General features: G+C 45.0%; 16 protein-coding genes. 8 read left to right on the top strand and 8 right to left on the bottom strand.

Annotated elements, in window-relative coordinates; all coding sequences use genetic code 11:
- Positions 1–3: 3 nt before the first annotated feature.
- A complete protein-coding gene (locus ACFSRY_RS01570) occupies positions 4–2,430 on the bottom strand; it encodes a TonB-dependent receptor domain-containing protein (RefSeq protein ID WP_377502737.1) in 2,427 nt (808 codons plus the stop codon).
- A 529-nt stretch (positions 2,431–2,959) separates the two neighbouring features.
- Between ACFSRY_RS01570 and ACFSRY_RS01565 the strand changes: the two genes are divergently transcribed.
- Positions 2,960–4,246, top strand: coding sequence for a citrate synthase (locus tag ACFSRY_RS01565; protein ID WP_377502734.1), 1,287 nt, complete (start codon positions 2,960–2,962; stop codon positions 4,244–4,246).
- Positions 4,247–4,404: 158 nt separating this feature from the next.
- Here the strand turns inward: ACFSRY_RS01565 and ACFSRY_RS01560 are convergent, their stop codons facing one another.
- Entirely contained in the window at positions 4,405–6,333 is a 1,929-nt protein-coding gene (locus ACFSRY_RS01560; RefSeq protein WP_377502732.1) for an OmpA family protein, read from the bottom strand.
- A 7-nt stretch (positions 6,334–6,340) separates the two neighbouring features.
- On the bottom strand, positions 6,341–6,994 hold the full coding sequence (locus tag ACFSRY_RS01555; RefSeq protein ID WP_377502730.1) for a 7-carboxy-7-deazaguanine synthase QueE: 654 nt from the start codon (positions 6,992–6,994) through the stop codon (positions 6,341–6,343).
- Between the two features lie 286 nt (positions 6,995–7,280).
- Between ACFSRY_RS01555 and ACFSRY_RS01550 the strand changes: the two genes are divergently transcribed.
- Positions 7,281–8,447, top strand: coding sequence for a sigma-54-dependent transcriptional regulator (locus ACFSRY_RS01550; protein WP_377502727.1), 1,167 nt, complete (start codon positions 7,281–7,283; stop codon positions 8,445–8,447).
- Between the two features lie 60 nt (positions 8,448–8,507).
- Here the strand turns inward: ACFSRY_RS01550 and ACFSRY_RS01545 are convergent, their stop codons facing one another.
- Positions 8,508–9,425 carry a zinc-dependent peptidase gene (locus ACFSRY_RS01545; RefSeq protein WP_377502725.1) on the bottom strand — a complete coding sequence of 306 codons (918 nt, stop codon included), beginning with the start codon at positions 9,423–9,425 and terminating at the stop codon, positions 8,508–8,510.
- Positions 9,426–9,458: 33 nt separating this feature from the next.
- Entirely contained in the window at positions 9,459–10,454 is a 996-nt protein-coding gene (locus tag ACFSRY_RS01540; protein ID WP_377502722.1) for an acyl transferase, read from the bottom strand.
- A 76-nt stretch (positions 10,455–10,530) separates the two neighbouring features.
- Between ACFSRY_RS01540 and ACFSRY_RS01535 the strand changes: the two genes are divergently transcribed.
- Positions 10,531–11,139: a hypothetical protein gene (locus tag ACFSRY_RS01535; RefSeq protein WP_377502720.1), complete on the top strand. Its 609-nt coding sequence runs from the start codon at positions 10,531–10,533 to the stop codon at positions 11,137–11,139.
- A gap of 82 nt (positions 11,140–11,221) precedes the next feature.
- On the opposite strand, the gene ACFSRY_RS01530 is transcribed toward ACFSRY_RS01535, so the two are convergent.
- The gene (locus ACFSRY_RS01530; protein ID WP_377502718.1) at positions 11,222–13,630 is read right to left on the bottom strand and encodes an alpha-ketoacid dehydrogenase subunit alpha/beta; all 2,409 of its coding nucleotides are present in this window, start codon (positions 13,628–13,630) and stop codon (positions 11,222–11,224) included.
- Between the two features lie 205 nt (positions 13,631–13,835).
- Between ACFSRY_RS01530 and ACFSRY_RS01525 the strand changes: the two genes are divergently transcribed.
- The 3 genes from ACFSRY_RS01525 (at position 13,836) to ACFSRY_RS01515 (ending at position 17,985) form a co-directional block, all read left to right on the top strand.
- Positions 13,836–14,618: a DUF1573 domain-containing protein gene (locus ACFSRY_RS01525; RefSeq protein ID WP_377502715.1), complete on the top strand. Its 783-nt coding sequence runs from the start codon at positions 13,836–13,838 to the stop codon at positions 14,616–14,618.
- Between the two features lie 239 nt (positions 14,619–14,857).
- Positions 14,858–15,970, top strand: coding sequence for an alanine dehydrogenase (ald, locus tag ACFSRY_RS01520; RefSeq protein WP_377502713.1), 1,113 nt, complete (start codon positions 14,858–14,860; stop codon positions 15,968–15,970).
- Between the two features lie 98 nt (positions 15,971–16,068).
- On the top strand, positions 16,069–17,985 hold the full coding sequence (locus ACFSRY_RS01515; RefSeq protein WP_377502711.1) for an LTA synthase family protein: 1,917 nt from the start codon (positions 16,069–16,071) through the stop codon (positions 17,983–17,985).
- A gap of 2 nt (positions 17,986–17,987) precedes the next feature.
- Here ACFSRY_RS01515 and ACFSRY_RS01510 read toward each other — a convergent pair whose 3' ends face one another.
- Positions 17,988–18,434, bottom strand: coding sequence for a type I restriction enzyme HsdR N-terminal domain-containing protein (locus tag ACFSRY_RS01510; RefSeq protein WP_377502709.1), 447 nt, complete (start codon positions 18,432–18,434; stop codon positions 17,988–17,990).
- An 88-nt stretch (positions 18,435–18,522) separates the two neighbouring features.
- Here ACFSRY_RS01510 and ACFSRY_RS01505 point away from each other — a divergent pair, with 88 nt between their 5' ends.
- On the top strand, positions 18,523–19,296 hold the full coding sequence (locus tag ACFSRY_RS01505; RefSeq protein ID WP_377502707.1) for an AMP nucleosidase: 774 nt from the start codon (positions 18,523–18,525) through the stop codon (positions 19,294–19,296).
- A gap of 11 nt (positions 19,297–19,307) precedes the next feature.
- On the top strand, positions 19,308–20,969 hold the full coding sequence (locus ACFSRY_RS01500; RefSeq protein ID WP_377502705.1) for an amidohydrolase: 1,662 nt from the start codon (positions 19,308–19,310) through the stop codon (positions 20,967–20,969).
- A gap of 75 nt (positions 20,970–21,044) precedes the next feature.
- Here the strand turns inward: ACFSRY_RS01500 and ACFSRY_RS01495 are convergent, their stop codons facing one another.
- A complete protein-coding gene (locus tag ACFSRY_RS01495; protein WP_377502703.1) occupies positions 21,045–22,373 on the bottom strand; it encodes an MFS transporter in 1,329 nt (442 codons plus the stop codon).
- Positions 22,374–22,411 lie beyond the last annotated feature (38 nt).

Raw genomic sequence — 22,411 nt, 5'->3', positions numbered from 1 at the left:
GTATTAATTTGCCCGTCTCTTTTCATCCTCTGCCCCACCCGTACGACGACGTGAAGGTGCTACTTGTGAGTGCCCGAACCTATAGGTGAAGCTCAGGGTTACCACTCTGGACTCGCGACGTTGAAAGAAATTTTCTGAGTAGCCAGTAAGCACGGTAGTGGCTCTCACTTTGTTTGTATAGAACGGGTCGGTGACATTCAGTTTTATGTTGGCTTTCTTATCCCACAACTGTTTTTGAACACCACCTGACAGGAACCAGATAGGCTCTATATCCAGGAATCCGTAAATCTCTCTTGATCTGTACACACCCACCACTTCTGCAGACCAGCCATTGGTAAGGGTAATGGTATTGTTGGAGTTAAGTGAAAAAGAAGGTCTTCCACTGCTAAGGTTTGTATCAACCAGATTTCCCCGATAAAGGCCATAGTAGAAAGTACCATTATTTATACTGTTCAGCCAGTTGCCTACAGAGAATGGAACAGTCATGGTCATACCATAATAATCCAGCTTAGCTAAGTTCCGGAAAGTCTGCACCACGAGCTTGTCCTGCGAAGGGTCAGGCGAAAGCACCTGTATCATTACATCCGAAGTATGGCTGTAGCTAAGTTTTGTCACAAACCTTTTGTCAAAAGTATGCGTCAGCTCGAAAGAGTAAGAAAGCTCAGGCTTCAGGAAAGGATTGCTCGCTGAATAAGTACTTGGATCCAGGAAAAACTTAAAGGGGTTCAGCTGATTATAGGAAGGCCTGTTGATGCGGCGACTAAGGGACACCCCCAGTTCATGCTTCTTACTTAAGTTGTACCCTACAAAAGCGCTTGGAAAAAGTTGAGAATAATTTCGGTCAAATTCCTGTCCGTCAGAAAGCTGCTCCCCTTTGGCTATGGTGTTCTCAAAACGAAGTCCTAACTGCAGGCTCACCTGATCCCATTTCTTTGAAGTGTTCAAATAGGCCGCGTTTATATTCTCCTCGTAAATAAAATGGTTGCTCTTGCCCTCATCCAGCACATTTCCACCATTCGTGCGGTCATAAAACTCAAGATTATTGTCAGCGTTTACCAGACTGCTTTTAACGCCTGCCTCCAGATTAGCACCAATGGAACGAAGTGGCTGCACATAATCAATTTTCGCTGACTTGATATCAAGGTTTCCATCCAGTTCTCCATAAAGAAGCTCAGGCCCCCTGATCAGTTCATTTTGTAAGTTGTAGTAACTCGTGCTAAAGTTCTGTATATCACCGTTGGTGTAGGTAACATAGTCTATGTCACCAGTTATCTCGCGTCCCAGGGTATCCAGGGTATGCTTAATGTTAAAGTTAACAGCCTTGTTGTCTCTGTAATGTTCAGCAAGTGCTTCCGTCAAAAAAACAAATTCCCGCTGTCTTACTCCATTCAGAACATAAGATTGATTGGAGTTATCCCGATCCAGGTTAGAGACAAATCCATTAGCAACTAACCCTACCACTGTTTTAGGCGAAACGAAATAGTCCAGGCCGATGCGCGCTGTATGGTAGTTACTGGTGAAGTTAAAAACATTCTGCTGATCGTAAGCCCCCACATATTCACCACTCTTAAAGAACTCACGGTAGATATCAAGCTCCGTGAAACTCTTGCGATAGGAGTAGTTATACCCACCAAATACGTTTAGCTTTTTAGTACGGTGGTTAAGCTGTATACCCTGATCTGCCTTAGCAAACCTACCCTGCCCAAAAGAAGCAGTGTAAGTGCCATTTGTCCCTAAGCTTTTATCCCGCTTCAGTTTGATATTAATGATACCCGCATTACCGGCAGCATCATACTTAGAGGATGGATTAGTGATCAGTTCAATTTTGTCAACGGAGTTGGCTGACAGTCCGCGCAGAATATTGGCCAGTTCTGTACCTGACATCTGCACTTGCTTCCCGTCGATCATAACCATCACTCCACTGCGGCCACGCATGCTGATGTTATCATTCTGATCCACAACAATACCGGGGGCTTTCTCCAGCACTTCCAACGCTGTGTTACCTGCCGATACAATGCTGTTGTCAACGTTCATCACCGTCTTATCAAACTGCTGCTCAATAAGCGGGCGTTGCCCTTCAATCACTACTTCTTTCAGGTTAGTTGCCTCCTGCTGTATGACGACAGGTGGCACGGTAACATTTTCATTGTTTCCGGTTATCTTAACCTCATTGCTGGCTGCCTTGCCCAACCCCACCATACTTGCAATGATTTTATAGTTACCTGCGGGCACACCCTCGAAAAAGTATTTTCCGCCACTCTCTGTTAGCATTCCTTTTACAAGAGAGGAGTCAACAGCTTTAACAAGTAAAACATTGGCAAATTCAATGGCTTTTTTCTCCCCATCCAGCACCTGGCCAGAGATGGAGTTCTGCTGTGCAAAAAGCGTGTTAAAAGAGAGCAGCAGAAGTGGTAGTAATAGTTTTTTCATAAAGTTTTAGATTGTACTAATGCGCAAAATGTTATGGGTGTAATATTTTTTGTTTCAATATGACTGCAGAGCTTCATCTAGCGCTTACCAACTTGCATGCCAATACCCCAAACCTTTAATTACCAACATTTTACACAACATTTAAGGTATGGCACAACCTACAGCTTTGTCTGTTTATGGACAGTTCTGCGTTCGTTTTCGGACAGTTGTAAATTTTACCGGATGAATAAAAGGAGAAAATACCACCTCGGGAACAGAAAAGGCGTTAGAGAGAAAGCTAGTCCTTTGGGCTGGATTACAAGAAAAGGGGTAAAGGCCACAATTTGTTTTGTGAAGGGATAACAGCAAAATAAATTGCTTTGATAAAACATTTTCCGGAAAAAACGTTTATTAAGGAGGTTAATCAAAAGTGCAACATTAAAACATTGTGAAACTGGAATATTATAGAAGGGTCTTTTTTCTTTTTATACAAATATTCCATAATTTCGCTTCCTAAGAGACACAACTACGGACATAAACCAAAAATCACATGTCAGAATTTGCTGAAATAATTTTAGACGGTAAATCTTACCAAATGCCTATTGTGGAGGGCACTGAGAATGAAAGAGCTATAGACATTTCTTCTCTTCGTGCTGAAACAGGCTACATCACACTGGATTCAGGTTACAAAAATACTGGTGCTACCACTAGTGCCATCACTTTTCTGGATGGAGAGCTGGGAATACTCCGCTACAGAGGCTATCCGATAGAACAACTAGCAGAGAAATCAAGCTTTATTGAGGTTGCTTACCTTCTTGTCTATGGTTCTCTTCCGTCAGAGCAGGAATTAAGCGATTTCAGCAACAAGATCAAGAACCACACGCTGGTACACGAAGACATGCGCAAGATATTTGATGGTTTCCCATCAACCGCTCACCCAATGGGAGTTCTGTCTGCGCTGGTAAGTTCACTTACTGCTTTCTACCCTGAGTCTCTCAATCCGAATCAGCAGAAAGAGGAGGTTGATCTGTCTATTATTCGATTGATCGCTAAAATCTCTACTATTGCTGCCTGGTCATACAAAAACTCTGTAGGCCATCCGGTTAATTACCCTAAGAACAACCTTGATTATGTAGCAAACTTCCTGCACATGATGTTTGCCTTCCCAACTGAGGATTATGAGGTAAACCCTGTCGTAGTAGATGCTCTTAACAAACTACTTATCCTGCACGCTGATCACGAGCAAAACTGCTCTACTTCTACTGTGCGTTTAGTAGGTTCAGCAAATGCAAGCTTATACTCTTCTGTGTCAGCTGGTGTGGGCGCCCTTTGGGGTCCACTGCACGGTGGTGCTAACCAGGCTGTAATTGAGATGCTGGAAGCTATCAAAGCGGATGGGGGAGACTCTAAGAAGTATATTGCGAAAGCAAAAGATAAAGATGATCCTTTCCGCCTGATGGGCTTCGGACACCGTGTGTACAAAAACTTCGACCCACGTGCTACAATCATCAAAAAATCAGCTGACGAAGTTCTGGCCGCACTAGGTGTGCAGGATCCTATCCTGGATATTGCAAAAGAACTTGAAGATGCTGCTCTGAATGATCCTTACTTCGTAGAGCGTAAGCTATACCCTAACGTAGACTTCTACTCTGGCATTATCTACCGTGCAATCGGAATTCCAACTGATATGTTTACTGTGATGTTTGCCATGGGTCGCCTACCAGGATGGATCGCTCAGTGGAAAGAAATGCGCGAGAATAAAGAGCCTATTGGCCGTCCGCGTCAGATCTATACAGGAGCAACAGAGCGTAACTACGTTCCTTTACAGGAAAGATAATAGTTCTGCTTTCGAACACATAAAACAAGAAAGGCTGATCCTAAGATCAGCCTTTCTTGTTTTATGTGCCTGATTAATTCATACGTTTGATACATTTCAAACAAAAAGCGCTACAGCAATTCATTTGCCGTAGCGCTTTTTTTCACAATTGATTTCTTCTAAAGGACTTTCATCTCAATACGACGGTTAAACTGGCGATTTTCATCTGACGTGTTAGGCTTTACAGGTTTCGTTTCGCCGTAGCCTTTGTAGCGGATACGATCTTTGCTGATACCGTGGCTTCCAAGATAATCCACTACAGACTTGGCACGCTTCTCAGACAGCACCTGGTTATCCTTATCTGCCCCTACATCGTCTGTGTGACCGGCAATCTCAATCTTCACCTTTTCATTCTGCTGCATGAACTTGATGAGTTTATTCAGTTCCGTTTTAGACTCCTTTTCAAGTTCATACTTCCCCGTATCAAAGAACAGGTTATTTAAAACCACTGCCACACCTGCTTTTATTGGCTCCAGGTACACATCTAATGCCACAGGGCTTAAATTCTTTGGAGAAGTATAATCAAAACGAAGGCTGTTCATCATGTAGCCCGGTGCGCCAACGTATAAGGCATAGGGCTTACCCTCGGTTAAAACGACAGTATATTCTCCTGAAACTTTATCTGAGTTTACCTGCTGCACCAATGAGTCTGCCTGCACATTATAAAGCTGCACCTGTGCTGCGATTGGCTTTTTCGTAACAGCATCGTATACCCGGCCCTGAGCATAGGTACTGTTGTCCCGGCTGCGCGCCTCTTTCGGCACCTTAAATCGGAATAACTGAATAGAAGGAGTACCGGCGTCTGTGGTTACCTGCCTGGAATAATAGCCTGTTTCGTTATCAGGAGTAATGAAGAGAGATCCTTCATCGGCTGAGGTGTTGAGCGGGTAGCCCAAATTCTGAGGTTCACTCCACCTGGAGTTGTTATCCAGCACAGATTTATACACATCCAACCCACCCAGACCTAACCGCCCATCGCTCACGAAGTACAGCGTAGAGCCACTCATATGAACAGAGGGTGCCATGTCGCGACCAGTAGTGTTGATGGTTTTACCCATGTTAAGCGGCTTTGTCCAGTTGCCGTTATCCTGCTGATGGGTTACCCACAGATCCTCTTTACCAACGCCACCCCCACGGTTAGAACTGAAATAGATAGTACGGCCGTCAGCGGATAAACTTGGCTGCGAATCCCACGCTTTGGAATTTACCGCAGTACCCATATTCTTAGGTTTGCTCCACTCATCGCCTGTTCTGAACGAGATGTAAAGGTCGCAGTCGCCTATACCATCAGGTCGGTTACAGGAAGTAAACACAAGTGTCTTACCGTCACCGGAGATAGTGGCAGCCCCTTCATTTGCCGCTGTATTGATATTATCAGAAATAGAAACAGGAACGGTCCATTCGCCCCCTTTCATCTCTGTAAGAAAGATATTCTCGTCGTGATCCGGGCGTGTGCCAATGCGGGCTGTATAGATAAAGTGACGCTGGTCAGCTGTAGTGTATGGAAAATACTGTAAGCCGAATTTGTTAATAGTCCCCGACATCTGTACCGGATCGAAGTTAACCGGATTTTTAATAGCTTCCAGAGCGTAGTCAGCAGTTTTTATCTGGTTTCTGGCCCAATCAACCAGCTTCGCATTCTTTGGGTTTGCCTTCAGGTAAAGCTCAAAGTTACTTTTCGCAGCTTCATACTCCCCTTCTCCCATATAAAGATCTGCCAAATCAAAGTAGTAATTGGCATAAGCCGGGTTGAATGGCATAAGCTCCAGGCCCTTCTTAAGATTCCCAAAAGAAGCAGACTTATTACCCATCATTTTAAACAGGTTGGCAGCGCGCAAATATGCCTCTGCAAAGTTAGGGTCTCTTTTTACTGCTTCCGCCAAGGCATCTAAAGCACGATCAAAATCACGGGCCCGCGCATAATCATTCGCTTTATGGTATAATTTTTCCGCTTTAGCGTTAGTGGTTGTTAATTTCTGGTTCTGTGCCAGGGCTGCAGTAGCAAGGCAAAGTGTGATGCATAAAGTGGAAAGCAGTTTTCTGATCATAAGTTTGTTAAGGGATATCCATGTACTTGTGTGTCTGCAAAGACACACGCCATTTCGGATTGGTTTTGACGTATTCTACTATAAGTGGCGTAATTTCGTTGGCTTTGCTCCATTCCGGCTGCAGGTATAGGTTGCAATGCTCCCCTACTTTTGCCGCGTGCTCCTCTGCCCACTTAAAATCACTTTTGTTAAATATAATCACTTTCAGCTCATGTGCAAAAGGATAAACAGATGCATCAGGTGCCTTAAACTTTTTCGGCGACAGACAGATCCAATCCCAGAAGCCACTTAAAGGATAAGCCCCGGAAGTTTCAATGTAGGTTTTGATACCCTGCTCCTGCAGCTGGGAAGTAAGTGGGTTCAGGTTATAAAGCAGAGGCTCTCCCCCTGTTACAACAACAGCCTTACCAGGAAATTCAGAAGCTGTATTTACAATTTCTTCAACAGAAGTAAGCGGGTGCTGTTCCGCATCCCAGCTTTCTTTCACGTCACACCAGTGGCACCCTACATCGCAGCCGCCCAGCCTGATAAAGTATGCAGCGGTTCCGGTATTAGCCCCTTCTCCCTGAATAGTATAAAAAGCCTCCATCAGGGGCAATTCGCTTCCATCTTTGGGCACTGTAAGAATAGAGGCGGTTTTATAAGCTTTAGTCTCTTCCAAACCTTTGTGAATGCGGCCCTGCCTTTGCAGGCTGACCTATATGTATATTTGCAAAACTTTTCTCTGCCTTCAAAAATTCAAATCTGTGCAGAACTTGCAAAGTTAGGTAAAAAAGAAACAAGGTAAACAGTGTCTTCTGTTCCGTAGTGCCCGAAAACAAGGAAGCAAAGCTGTTGTAACCTCGTATACCACAAATCAGTTAAAAGTGAATCTGATCTATAGCCAGCAGTCTTCTTGATTGTTGGCTGTTTATTTCCTATACTTAGCCAGATATTAAAAAGAAAAGATGCCCAAAATTCTGATTATAGATGATGAGCGTGCTATTCGAAGCACACTAAAAGAAATCCTGGAGTTTGAGAACTACAATGTAGATGAGGCCGAGGATGGAGAAAAGGGGCTTGATCTACTTGGAAAAACCAAGTATGATGTGGTGCTCTGCGACATCAAAATGCCCGGCATGGACGGCATTGAGGTACTGGAGAAGGCGATGGAGATGACCCCAGATACTCCCTTCATCATGATTTCTGCCCACGGAACGATAGATACAGCCGTAGAGGCCACTAAAAAAGGTGCTTACGATTTCCTGCAAAAACCACCAGACCTGAACCGCCTGCTGGTTACTGTTCGAAATGCACTGGATAAATCTGTGCTGGTGACAGAGACGAAGATCCTGAAGAAGAAGATTTCCAAGACCTATGAAATGGTGGGTTCTTCGCCTGCACTGAGCCGGGTAAAACAGGCCATTGAGAAAGTTGCACCTACCGATGCAAGGGTTCTTATAACAGGCCCTAATGGCTCTGGTAAGGAACTGGTAGCACGCGCGATTCATGAACATAGCAACCGAAGCCATGGACCTTTGATCGAGGTAAACTGTGCTGCTATCCCAAGTGAATTGATCGAAAGTGAACTGTTTGGCCATGAGAAAGGCTCCTTTACCTCCGCTGTAAAGCAACGAATTGGTAAATTTGAACAGGCTAATGGCGGTACACTCTTTCTGGACGAGGTTGGTGACATGAGTTTATCTGCCCAGGCCAAGGTGTTGCGTGCCCTGCAGGAGCATAAGATCACCCGCGTAGGTGGCGACAAGGACATTCAGGTGGATGTGCGTGTATTGGCAGCCACAAACAAGAACCTGCTGGAGGAGATCGAAGCCAAAACGTTCCGGGAAGACTTGTACCACCGCCTGGGTGTGATCCTGATCCACGTGCCGCCACTTAACGAGCGCAGGGAAGACATACCGGACCTGGTAAGCAAATTCCTGAACGACATTGCCAACGACTATGGCAACAAGCCTAAAACTATCAGTCAGGATGCTTTAGAGTATCTCCAGGGGCTTGACTGGCGTGGCAATGTACGTGAACTGCGAAATGTAGTGGAGCGCCTGGTTATCATGAGCGGACCTGAGATATCGCTTGAAGACGCAAAAGCTTATGCAAGACCTGTTGTGTCTTAAGAGCCTTTCCTAAGTACAAGAGAGCCCCTGCAGTTATATATGGCAGGGGCTCTCTTGTAATTAGGCCTTCTTTTTCAGCATGCAGCATTTTTTATACTTTTCTCCGCTGCCACAGGGGCATGGTTCATTCCTGCCTACCCGCTTGCCATACGGGTTCAGAAGTTCTTTGAAGTTTAAACGGAAGCGCCCCTTAGGGTTCTGCACAAACACCTTTGTTAGTAATCTGTATAAAGTAGGGTGCTTTTCAGCCAATTGCCCGGGCCGCTCAAAAAAGTACTCTGTAACCACTGCAAAAAATTCTGCTTCGCTGGTAGCCCCGTAGCTGTTGATATCCGAATCACCTGCTTTTATCTTCTTGATCTTTCGGTACATCAGTTCCTGCCAGGGCTGTATAAGATCATCAGGCAGATAGGCAGCAGGTGTTCCATCTATCGCCCCGTCGGCCTGGTCCAGCATATGGGCAAACTCATGAATACCGACATTCTTCCTATCGGCCATGTCATTGAACCCTCGCTCCAAAGCAGGCTTAGACAAAGTAACGTAATGGTCGTTCTGGAAAGGGTTGACACGCCCGAGGATCTCTGCTACAGCCTCACTGTCTTTGTCCTGGTACTTCTTTATGCTGCCGGGGAAAACAAGCACCTCTCCCAGGTTAGGATATTCCCAGTCGCGAAAGCCGAAGATTGGTATAATGGCACTGGAGGCTACCAATATTTTTGTTGTGTCATCAATCTCAACATCAATACCAGTAATGCGCTTTTCCGACAAGAAGAGCTGCAGCATCTTCTCAAACCGCTGTTTATCCTCCTCTGTTTTTAAAGTATGGTAAAAGCCTACACGATCATTCAGAATCTTTCGCCACTCTGCCGGAAATTCCTGCGCCAGTACTTCCTTTCTTCTGCGCCCCTTCCTGGTGGCCCATCTATAAAAAAGCAGGACTACGCCTGCCACTATTACAAAAAAAACAATATAACCCATGGCAGGTTTAACGGGAGATGCGGAAGAAGGATATTAAGAGATTAGTAAATTACAGCCCCGAATGTCGGAATTGTCGAAGCGCCCCAGCACTTCAAAGCTGCCGTCTTCATGCATACGGCCTATATCTTTTGTTTCAACAAAGGCACAGGAGTCAACGTTTGCCAGGTCAATAACATTAATGCCACCGGAGCGGTGGCCAGGACCAATATCGAAGGGATCGTTGAGGTCGCGGAGAAGGATACGCATGGAATAACCTGGCCAGAAAATTCCTTCGCCTTTGGAGTAGCCTTGTGAGAGAAGTTCTGTCATACCATATTCTGAGTGGATGGCAGTTACACTAAAGCCCTGCTTGAGGTGCGCGTGCAACTCCTCCCGTATCATTTCCCGGTGGCGCCCTTTCATACCTCCGGTTTCCATAATAATTACCTGGCTGAAATCTTCCTGCCCTTGTAATTTATGCGCCCAATCAAGAAGAGCATAAGATACTCCAATCAGTAGAACTTTTTTCCCGCGCGCCCTCGCCAGTTTAAGGGTTTCCAGCAGCCTGTTATGCTCGTGAAGGTAAAACCCCTGCTCCTGCTGCCCTGTTTGCTTTATGAAGTAATCTACCATCGCCACCAGCGACGAACCACCCTGCTCCAGGTAAGAAGGAAGCAGCGCCAGCACCACGTAATCCTGCAGCGGACCATAGAAGTGCTCAAAAATCAGCTTAGTGTTGTGCGTGTACCACCCAAGGTTTGACAGCAGGTGCTTGCTTCTGTTTTGTTTTGTTGTTCCGCTACTTAAGAAAACTACTTCAGCCTCAAAAGAATCAGTTTTAACTTCATGCGTTTTGAAAAACTCAATAGGAAGGAAAGGGATTTCTGTTAACTCCTTTACCCCCTGAGTAGCTACTCCCAGGTTTTGAAGGTACAGTTTGTAAACAGGGTTGTGTTCTGCCTGGTAATGATACAACTCCATGGCGAGTTCAGAGAAACTTATCTCTGTTGCCTGGTGAAGTTTATGGACGAATTGAGCTTTAAAGTTCATCTAAAGAATTTACAACAAATCCTGTACTCTCAGCGTTTGTTTTAGTAAATTTAGCTTCATTTTCCGAAAATCATACATGAAATATCTGCTAAAGTATAATCTGGCATTGCTTTCTTTGATGGCAGTGCTGGGCTCATGCCGCGAAGAGCCGAATTACCCTGATGAGCCTGAAATCAACTTTAAGAGGGTGGATGTCGATTACAGAAAAGAAACAAATGATCAGGGAACTGAAACGGGCATCACAACTGCTCTTATAACCATGGTAGTAGGTTTTCAGGATGGTGATGGCAACCTTGGACTAAACCCCCTGGACTTTGAACCAGGCACTACTGACCCTGATAGTCAGGCTCCTTTCAACCCCGGCTCTCCCTATGAAAATAATTTTGTAACTGACCTGTACATCAAGAAGCCAGTACCGGGTAATCCCACTGATTCCGCTTTTGTAAGGTATGAGTTTCCGGTGCAGGGCTTTGACTTTAGCGGGCGCTTTCAGAGATTAACCACAGATGACCGGGTAGAACCACTGGAAGGGGAAATCAAATATACCTTAACAGGTATTACTTCAGAATTCTTTAATACAGGAGATATACTAAAGTTTCAGATTTACATTTACGATCGAGACACTCCTGTGCCTAACAGAAGTAACATTGTAGAAACAACACCAATCAAGCTCAACTTTAATTAAACTTACTTAAACAAAAAACAAATTCCCCGGTAGAGAAAGCTATCAGGGAATTTGTTTTAGGACTTACTATCTATAGTTGAGTCTAATAAATCGTTGGATAGGCCTCCGGATCTGCTTCGTGCATGATGTCATAAACAGCCTCAAACACATCTTCAGCATTTGGCTTGGAGAAATAATCCCCGTCTGATGAGTATGGCGGACGGTGGGCATGTGCTGAAAGGCACTGCGGTTTGGAATCAAGCCATCTCCAGGCGCCCTGCTCATCCACTACCTGCTGCATCATGTAAGCTGTGGCGCCACCTGGCACGTCCTCATCAGCAAACAACACACGGTTTGTTTTACGGATGGAATCTGTGATCGTATGGTCAATATCAAACGGCAGTAGCGTCTGCACATCTATCACCTCTACTGACACGCCAAACTCTTCCAGCTGTTTGGCAGCCTCCATTACAATGCGGCACATAGAGCCGTAGGTTACCACTGTAATATCTGTACCCTGCTTCAGAACCTCCGGCTTTCCTAAAGGCACCGTAAACTCTGCAATGTTATTCGGGATACGCTCTTTTAAACGATACCCGTTTAAGCATTCAATAATAAGCGCAGGCTCATCAGACTTCAACATGGTGTTGTAGAATCCTGCTGCTTGTGTCATATCCCGCGGCACAAGCACATGCATACCACGGATACTGTGCAGGATCATACCTATCGGTGATCCGGAATGCCAGATACCCTCTAAACGGTGTCCACGGGTACGAATGATAAGCGGAGCCTTCTGACCACCTTTGGTTCTGTACTGCAGGCACGCCACATCATCAGACAAGATCTGAATTGCATATAACAGGTAGTCCAGGTACTGAATCTCAGCGATAGGGCGAAGTCCGCGTAAAGCGGATCCTATTCCCTGACCGACAATAGTACACTCCCGAATACCTGTATCCGTTACACGCAGTTCGCCGTGCTTCTCCTGTAATCCGGCAAAAGCCTGGTTCACGTCCCCGATGAAGCCAACATCTTCGCCTATGGCAAAAACGCGTGGATCACGGGAAAGCATGGCATCAAAACATGCCTGCAACACCTCGCGACCATCAACAACAGGAGAGTTTTCATCTATCTCAGGCTTCACCTCCTCTACCAACAGCGCCGATTCCTCTGACTGGCTGTACAAATAAGAATTAAAGCGATCGGCATTCTCCCCCAGCGTTTGCTCCAGCCAACCTACCAGCTCACGCTTAGCCTGGTTGTTTTCATCACGCACATAACGCAGCGCCTTACGCACAGCTCGAACAGCATCACTCCTAATAGGAGTAGATGTTTTGCGTAACTCTTCCGCAATGGTAGCAACCTCTGTTATGTGGTCGCTTGCCGCTGCCATGTTATCTAACAGTTGCAGGGCTTCTTCGTGATCTGCTTTAACAGAACCGATAAAATCATTCCATGCATTGGTACGTGATGTACGCACGGCATCTTTTGCCTCTGCCTCTATCTGGTCTAGCTGCTCTGCTGTAGCAATCTCACTTTCAAGTATCCATTCACGCATCTTTTTGAGACAGTCGAAATCAGCCTCCCACTCCAGGCGCTCTTTGGATTTATAGCGCTCATGTGAGCCAGAAGTAGAGTGCCCCTGTGGCTGTGTGAGCTCCTCAACGTGTACCAGCACCGGCACGTGCTGCTCACGGCAAACACGTACTGCAGCCTCATACGTCTCACAAAGAGCCGCATAGTCCCAACCTTTAACCTTAAATATTTCATACCCCTGCTCTCCTTCGGCATTGCGTTGGAAGCCGGCTAAAATTTCAGAAATACTTCCTTTGGTAGTCTGGTACTCCGCCGGCACAGATATTCCGTACCCGTCATCCCAAACCGACACCAGCATAGGCACCTGCAACACCCCACCAGCATTGATCGCCTCGAAGAACATCCCCTCTGATGTTGATGCATTTCCAATAGTTCCGAAGGCAACTTCATTCCCATTTACGGAAAAGCTTTTCAGATTTTGGAGATTTGGGTTCTGGCGATAAAGTTTAGAGGCATACGCCAAGCCAACCAGGCGCGGCATTTGTGAAGCAGTAGGAGAAATATCTGAACTGGAGTTTTTCTGCTCCATCAGGTTTTTCCAGTTGCCATCCTCATCTAAAGACCGGGTTCCAAAATGGCCGTTCATAGCACGACCAGCTGTAGACGGCTCCGCATCCACATCGGTATGCGCATATAGTTGTGCGAAGTACTGTTGCAGTGTCAGCTCGCCAATAGCGAACATAAACGTCTGGTCGCGGTAATAGCCAGAACGGAAGTCTCCGTTCTGGAAGAACTTAGCCATAGCCATTTGCGCTACTTCCTTACCGTCTCCGAAAATCCCGAATTTGGCCTTCCCCATGAACACCTCCTTGCGCCCGGCAAGGCTGGCATGCCGGCTTTCCCAACCGATCCGGTAGTCGTTCAGAATTTCTTCAGTTGTTAATTTCTGAGTTATAGATGCTTCAACAGTTTGCATGTTTTCTCTTTATAAATCAAAAGTATATATCACGTCTAATTTCTGATCAAAAGTACAGAAGATTAGCCTAAAATCAAATTAAGCGCCATTTTGGACATATTTGGCACAATATTGGGAACAGTTATTTTGAAAAAATATTTTTGTATATTTGTTTTGCTCTGGATTTAACAGAACTTTTTATTATTTTTTCGCTTCCTTTGAGCATATGAAGACAAAGCTTTACTTTTTATTTATCTTTTGCCTGGCTTTTACAGCTAATAAAGCATTTTCGCAGGCTGAGATCAAGCTCGAAAAAGAAACACATGATTTTGGCACTATTGCCGAGGGCACGCAGGCTTCTTACGAGTTTAAGGTTAAAAATGTGGGTAACCAGCCCTTAATTATTTCAGCTGTTCAGCCATCTTGCGGCTGCACTACCCCAGAATGGACCAGAGAGCCTATTCAGCCGGGTAAAACAGGCTTAATTAAGGCAATGTATAACAGCACAGGCCGGCCGGGCCCGTTTCATAAGTCAATTACTGTAACAACGAACGCTGCTACGCCAACGCAGGTTTTGTACATTAAAGGAGATGTTGGGCCAAAAGATTTAAAATTAAATTACACTCCGGAACAAAAGGCGATGTCACCGCGTTTGGCACTTGGAAGCACAACGTATAACTTTGGAAAACTTGAAAAAGGCCAAAAAGCAGTGGCTAAGTTCACAGTTAAAAACAATGGACGTGAGCCATTGGTAATACAAGGTGTAAAGAGTTCCTGCAACTGTGTAAGCTTTAAGGTTTCAGAGCAGAATATAAAAGCAGGACAGACGGCAACTTTGGAACTAACGTACGTTCCGATGGTGTTAAAGGATCAAAATGAGGTAGTAAACATTCTTTCGAATGATATCATAATGCCAGACATCAGGCTTACACTAAGAGCTAATGTAGTCGAGAGCCTGGCAACACAGAATATGTTAAGGGAGGGCAAACAGCCGGTACCTTTCAGATAGTTTTTTTCATAGTTTTATTTTGTACTAATGGCAGTGATTTTATCGCTGCCTTTTTTCATTTATACCCCCTTTCGTTCATAAGTTAAACTAACCGAAAATTGCATTGACTTTACCTTTTTTTTCTTCATAATCACTCACTTAGCAAGCTTCCTGCCGCAGACCTTTTATTTCAATTAACTTGTGGTATATTTGCGCAACTTTACCAAACTAGTATCACACATACCATATTTAAGAACGACATGATAATTGGTGTTCCTAAGGAAATTAAGAATAACGAAAACCGTGTAGGTGTTACCCCTGCAGGTGTAATCGAACTTGTGCGTAACGGCCATACGGTTTATGTACAGTCTACGGCCGGAGAAGGTAGTGGATTTATGGATGATGATTATATAGCTGCAGGTGCTTCTATACTTCCTAGCATTGAGGAAGTATACGGTATCGCTGAAATGATCATCAAGGTTAAGGAGCCTATCGAATCCGAGTATAACCTGATCAGAGAAGATCAGTTGTTATTCACTTATTTCCACTTTGCTTCTTACGAGCCTCTTACACACGCTATGATTAAGCAGAAGGCTGTTTGCCTGGCTTATGAAACAGTGGAAAAAGCTGACAGAAGCCTTCCGTTGCTTATACCTATGTCTGAGGTTGCAGGCCGTATGTCAATTCAGGAAGGAGCTAAATACCTGGAGAAACCAATGCAGGGTCGCGGTATCCTGTTAGGAGGTGTGCCAGGTGTTCGTCCGGCTAAGGTTTTGATTATTGGTGGTGGTGTGGTAGGTACCAATGCTGCCAAGATGGCCGCTGGTATGGGTGCTGATGTTACTATCATGGACAACAACCTGCAGCGTCTGCGTTACCTGGATGACATTATGCCTGCTAACGTGAACACGTTCATGTCTAATGAATACAATATTCGTGAGCTACTCCCAACGCACGACCTGATCATTGGTGCAGTGCTTATCCCGGGAGCGAAAGCGCCGAACCTGATCACAAGAGACATGCTGAAGGAGATGCGTCCTGGTACTGTGGTGGTTGACGTTGCAGTTGACCAGGGCGGTTGCATCGAGACATGTAAGCCAACTACGCACCAGGATCCTACTTACATTATTGATAATGTTGTTCACTACTGTGTTGCGAACATGCCAGGTGCCGTTCCTTATACTTCTACTCTGGCCCTTACAAACGCTACCTTGCCTTACGCTATTCAGTTAGCTAACAAAGGTTGGAAGAAAGCCTGCGCTGACAGCAATGAGCTTAAACTTGGCCTGAACGTTGTTCAAGGAAAAGTGGTGTACAAAGGTGTTGCTGAAGCGTTTGACCTGGAGTATGTACCAGTTGAGAATGTTCTGTAAGCGATAAGCTTTTACATAGTAACGCCTTCCCAGCTGATGTTGGGAAGGCGTTTTGCTTTTAGGCAAAGTTTTAGCTGTATCTTTGCGACTGAGTTACAGTGGCGACAAACTTTCGCCACCCTTCTTATACATCTACAATAATGTTCGATAGTGCTTTTAAGCTGTTGCTGCGCCGTTTGGGCCTGATGCTGTGCCTCTACATGCTGCTACGGTTATTATTTTATATTTTTAACTACAGTGCCTTTGCTGATGCCTCTTCAGGACAAACGTTCCTGGCATTTGTATATGGTCTCCGCTTTGATCTGGCTGCCATCACAGCCGTTAATGCACCTTTTATACTTCTCTCGCTCTTCCCTATAGGCAATATCCTGAATCCTTCCTATCAGCGCTTTCTGAAGGTGTGGTTTATAGTTACAAATGCTCCGTTTATTGCCCTGGCTTTAGTTGATGTGGAGTTTTTTAAATTTATTGGCAAACGTTCCAGTAATGAGTTAGCAACCATCACAGGCGACATACTGGATCAATTGGGCCAACTGGCACAGTACTACTGGTACCTGATTTTAGCTTTTGTAGTATTCCTAATTCTCCTTAGCAAGATTTACCCCAAGCAAACCGCTCCTGTAATTGTACAGAAGAACATTATGGTTCGGTCTCTGCGTCTGCTCTTAGTCGCTGCGCTTGCAGTAATGGCTATAAGGGGTGGCATACAGTTAAAGCCCCTGCGCGTAAACCATGCCTTTGTGCTGGAGCCTGCTTCTCTGGGGCACTTGTCGCTGAACAGCCCCTTTACCTTTATCAAAGGAATCGGACAGCCACAGCTGGAGCAAAAGCATTTCTTCCCGGATGAACAAAGCTTGGTGACTGCCATGGCTTTCGATCCAGGTAAGTTTAGTCATCCTACTGAAGAACAAAGGCAGGAAAATGTGGTAGTCATTATTTTAGAGAGTTTTTCCGCAGAATATGTGGGTGCGCTGAACAATGGAAAGGGCTATACTCCTTTCCTGGACTCGCTTTCTACACAAGGGCTTTTATTTCATAATGCCTTCGCTAATGGCCGCAAATCAATTGAAGCACTCCCCTCCGTGCTAGCCGGTTTACCATCGCTTATGCAGGAGCCTTATATTACTTCTGCTTACCAGGCCAATAGATTAGTTGGCTTGGGCACTGTACTACAGGATGCAGGCTATCACACCGCTTTCTTTCATGGCGCGGCAAACGGCACAATGGGGTTTAACAACTTCTCCAAAATTGCGGGGGTGCAGGAGTACTATGGTTTGGATGAGTACCCTGAGGAACTTCGGGAAAAGGATTTTGATGGCCAGTGGGGAATATTTGATGAACCTTACCTGCAGTATGTATCCCGTACATTAACAGAGTATAAAAAGCCTTTTTTTGCTACCCTCTTTACCTTAAGCTCTCATCACCCTTATACCATTCCTGGTAAGTACAAGGGTCGCTTTCCGAAAGGAGAGCTGGAAATACATGAATCCATTGGGTACGCTGACCATGCCCTTCGGAAGTTTTTCAAGACTGCTTCAAAGCAGCCATGGTACAGCAATACCCTTTTTATAATTACAGCCGACCATACACAAAAAAGCGCAGACCCGGCTTATCAAAACGAATTAGGCCATTATCGGGTGCCGCTGATAATATTTCACCCCACCCAGGATCTACAGAACATAAATCTAAAGCAGGTCGTACAGCACGCTGACCTTTATCCTACTATAGTAGACTACCTCAACATAAAAACAGACAAGGTATTACCTTTCGGGAGGTCTGTTTTTGACACAGGTAAAACAGGAAACGCTATTCTCTACAACAATAACTCCTATTTCCTGGTACAGCAGGACCAGGTTGTTGAGCTGGATCAGGAGGACCAGGCAAAGGTTTACAGTTTTCCTGACTTAACTCCTTCACCTTCTTTAAACCCGGAGGCTGAACAAAAATTAAAAGCATATGTTCAGTATTACCGAAACGCGATGGTACATAACAAACTGTATTTCTGGAATGATTAAATCTACGCCTCCCAAACAGGCACCTCCTGAAGCGCCTTGAACTGTCGGGTTTTAAAGTCTACTTCCCAGCAGAAATGCTGCAGGCCATTTGTAATGACAACGTACTTTGCATGTAAAGTCTGGTTATACACCGAAACCTGCTTTACTACTTCCTGCGTAATGGGCACATGGGCAGCTTTACACTCAATCAGCAAGTGAGGGTTACCTTCGTTGTTGTACACACATAGGTCTGTGCGTTTCTGAAGCTTATTATAACTGGTGCCGCGCTCTATGCTGATCAGGCTTTTAGGATAACTTAAATGACCTATTAGGTAATGTACAAAATGCTGCCTTACCCACTCTTCCGGCGTCAGTACCACATTTTTCCGACGCAGGGCATCAAAGATCAGGTAATTAGCGCCGGATTTTGTAATTTTGAAATCAAACGGTGGCAAATTAAGTGCATCCATACTGCAATTTAGCCATTTTCCCATGCTCCGCCCTAGTAGATACTGCTACCAAGGCGGATTTTTTATATCTTGTTATCAAATTACCATTATGAAGACTAAAGAAGAAATTGTAAATGACTGGTTGCCACGGTACACCGGCGTTCCACTCGATGAGTTTGGTGAGTACATTCTGCTCACTAACTTCGTTAATTATGTAAGAATGTTTGCCGATCGTTTCGGTGTAGAGATAAGAGGCTTAGACAAGCCAATGCAAACGGCTACTGCCAATAACATTACCATTATCAATTTTGGTATGGGAAGTGCCATGGCTGCCACCGTAATGGACCTGCTCTCTGCTGTGAAGCCAAAAGCCGCACTTTTCCTAGGCAAATGCGGTGGTCTGAAGAGGAAGACGCAAATAGGCGACCTTATCCTTCCAATCGCAGCTATTCGCGGCGAGGGTACTTCTGATGATTACCTTCCACCTGAAATTCCGGCCCTTCCATCGTTCCGTTTACAGCGAGCCGTGTCATCCATGATCAAAAAGCATGAGATGGACTACTGGACAGGTACAGTTTATACCACAAACCGCCGTGTGTGGGAGCATGACGAGGACTTTAAAGAGTATCTTCGCCAGATCCGTGCCATGGGTATCGATATGGAAACAGCCACTATCTTTACTGTTGGTTTCATCAATGAAATACCTCATGGAGCTCTACTGCTGGTTTCTGATAACCCGATGATACCGGAAGGAGTGAAAACATCAGAGAGTGATAAGTTAGTTACCACAAATTTTGTAGAGAAACACCTGAGCATTGGCATTGACTCACTTCAAGAGCTGATCGACACCGGTGACTCCGTAAAACACATGCGTTTCGAATAATTAAATCAATCATGACGAACACCCTACGTTCCCTTGCTGCAGCTTTATTGCTTGGTGGAGCACTTCTTGGCAGTTGCACGAGTATGAAATCGGGCAATGAAGCCGCAGATCTAATCGTATACAATGGCACCGTCTACACTGTGAATAACAGCTTTGATAAGGCTGAAGCCTTTGCTGTAAAAGACGGTAAAATTATAGCTGTTGGTACCTCGGAAGAGATTCGTGAGAAGTACAAAGCCACTAAGGAGTTGAATGCCGAAGGTAAAACAATATATCCTGGTCTTATTGATGCACATGCACACTTTTTCCGTTATGGCTTAGGCTTACAGTCCGCAGAATTAGTAGATACTGAGTCCTTCAAAGAAGTTGTACAGAAGGTAGTAGAGCAGCGCGAAAAGTACCCTGAAGCAGCCTGGATAACAGGTCGTGGCTGGGATCAGAACGATTGGGCAGTAAAGGAGTTTCCGACTAAAGACACACTGGACCAGCTTTTCCCGGATACGCCGGTTATACTTACCCGCATTGACGGACATGCGGCATTAGCAAATCAGAAGGCGCTGGACCTGGCTGGGGTAACTCCTCAAACTAAAATGGTTGGTGGTCTTGTAGAGGTAGAAAACGGCAAAATGACCGGTATCCTGATCGACAATGCCATAGACATGGTAACCGCTAAAATACCGGAGCCATCCGAGGCAGAAAAACGCCAGGCACTCAAGAATGCCGAAACCAATACATTTGCCGTTGGATTAACGTCAGTAGATGATGCCGGTTTGGATAAGTCAACCGTTGACTTAATAGATGACATGCATAAAAAGGGAGAATTGCAGATGCGCGTATATGCTATGCTTAACCCTACCAAGACGAATAAGGACTATTACTTCCAGAACGGCCCTTATAAGACGGATCGGTTAAATGTGCGTTCTTTCAAGGTTTATGCTGATGGTGCTTTGGGCTCAAGAGGCGCTAATCTGCTAAAGCCTTACGCTGACAAGCACGGGCACTATGGCTTCTTACTGGCCTCTGAGCAGGAGTTCCGTGACATTGCAAAAGAGCTGAATGAGCATGGTTTCCAGATGAACACACACGCTATCGGCGACTCCGCAAACCGCCTTTTACTGGATATCTATGGAGAGGTGCTTGGGGGCAAGAATGACAAGCGTTGGAGAATAGAGCACTCCCAGATAGTTAATCCGGCTGATATGAGTAAGTTTGGCCAGTACAGCATTATTCCATCTGTTCAGCCAACTCATGCTACCTCTGATATGTACTGGGCTGGTGACAGGCTGGGAAATGAGCGCATCAAGCATGCTTATCCTTTTAAAGAACTGATGGAACAAAACGGTTACATTCCACTTGGTTCAGATTTTCCTGTAGAGAGCATTAACCCATTCTATACTTTCCATGCCGCTGTTGCGCGTCAGGATGCGAAGAACTGGCCTGCAAAGGGGTTCCAAACGGAGAATGCCTTAATACGTGAAGATGCGCTTAGAGGCATGACAATCTGGGCGGCTAAATCTAACTTCGAAGAAAACGAGAAAGGAAGTATAGAACCAGGTAAATTTGCCGATTTTATCATTGTAGATAGAGACCTGATGAAAGTGAAGCCAGAAGAGATGCGAGAAACGCAGGTACTTCAGACTTATGTAGGTGGCAGACAGGTTTATAAAAAATAAGCCATTAGTATTGTAAGAAAACATTCATTTTAAATCAAAAAGCCCGCTGAATTAAATTTCAGCGGGCTTTTTGATTTAGACCCTTACCGGCTCCTGCTCCTGCACCTGAGGTTCCATCAACCTTCGTCCTCTAACCATAAACAGGAAAATTAACCCTATGGCAAAGAAAACTACCAGTGCCAAAACACTGTTTCTCATAGAACCTGTTATTTGAGCGATTGCCCCGTAAGCCAGTGTACCGAGTACGATAGATACCTTCTCTGTAACATCATAGAAACTGAAGTAAGAAGCATGATCTAAAGTGGTAGCCGGGATAAGCTTGGAATACGTAGACCGGGACAAGGATTGGATACCACCCATCACGGACCCTACTACTGCCGCTAGTACATAGAAATCAAACTCTCCGCGCACAAAATACGCTGCCACACAAATGCCAATCCAGATAATGACAGCTACAATAAGTGCCCTGATATTTCCATACCTACCCGATAGAAAAGCAAAAGCGTATGCGCCACCTATAGCCACTAATTGTATGATAAGGATAGTAATAATAAGCGCCTCACTTGGCAGGTTTAGCTCTTCAATACCGAAGAGGGTAGCCACGTACATTACCGTCTGAACACCCATATTGTAAAAGAAATAGGCAAGCAGGAAACGCTTTAGCATCGGCAGTTCTTTTACCTGGTTTAAGACCTTTTGTAGCTCTCTAAATCCGTTTAATATCCAACTCCCTTTAGGTTTGCGCTGGTATACATTACCAGGCAGATGGTAAAAAGTATACTGCGCAAAGCCTAGCCACCAGATGCCTGTTGTAAGGAAGGCAATGCGCGGTGGCAAAGACGTATTTTCTGCTGCTATACCAAACCACTGCGGTTGCATAATCATAGCCAGGTTAAAGATCAGTAGAAGCACACTTCCAATATACCCCATCGAAAATCCTTTGGCGCTTAGCCTGTCGTATTGGTCTTCGGTGGCAATCTCAGGCAGGTAGGCGTTATAAAACACAATGCTACCACTGAAGCCTATGGAGGCAAGTACAAATAAAATAAGCGAGATGCTGAAGGTCTCCCGTGTAAAGAAAAAGAGTCCTGCACAAGACAAGGATCCTAGGTAACAAAATAACTGCAAAAACAGCTTTTTGCGTCCACTGTAGTCTGCAATCGCTGTAAGAAAAGGACTCAGCATCGCGATCATCAGAAAAGATCCCGAAATGGCATAAGAGAACAACACTGAGCTTTCAAGTCTGAACCCAAAGAAGTCAACCCAGGTAGATCCATCGGGATTCTTAGCTACAGCGCTATAGTAAATAGGGAAAATAGTGGATATGATAACCAGCGAGTAAACTGAATTTGCCCAATCATAAAAGCACCAGGCGCGGGTAGTGGTGGGATTGTTCTTTTCCATAAGTGAAAAATAGCAAAAATAATAACACTACCTATTGT

Origin of the sequence: Pontibacter locisalis, assembly GCF_042684605.1 — a bacterium.
In the GTDB taxonomy this organism is placed as follows: Bacteria; Bacteroidota; Bacteroidia; order Cytophagales; family Hymenobacteraceae; genus Pontibacter; species Pontibacter locisalis.
This window is presented reverse-complemented; position numbering and strand designations above follow the sequence as displayed.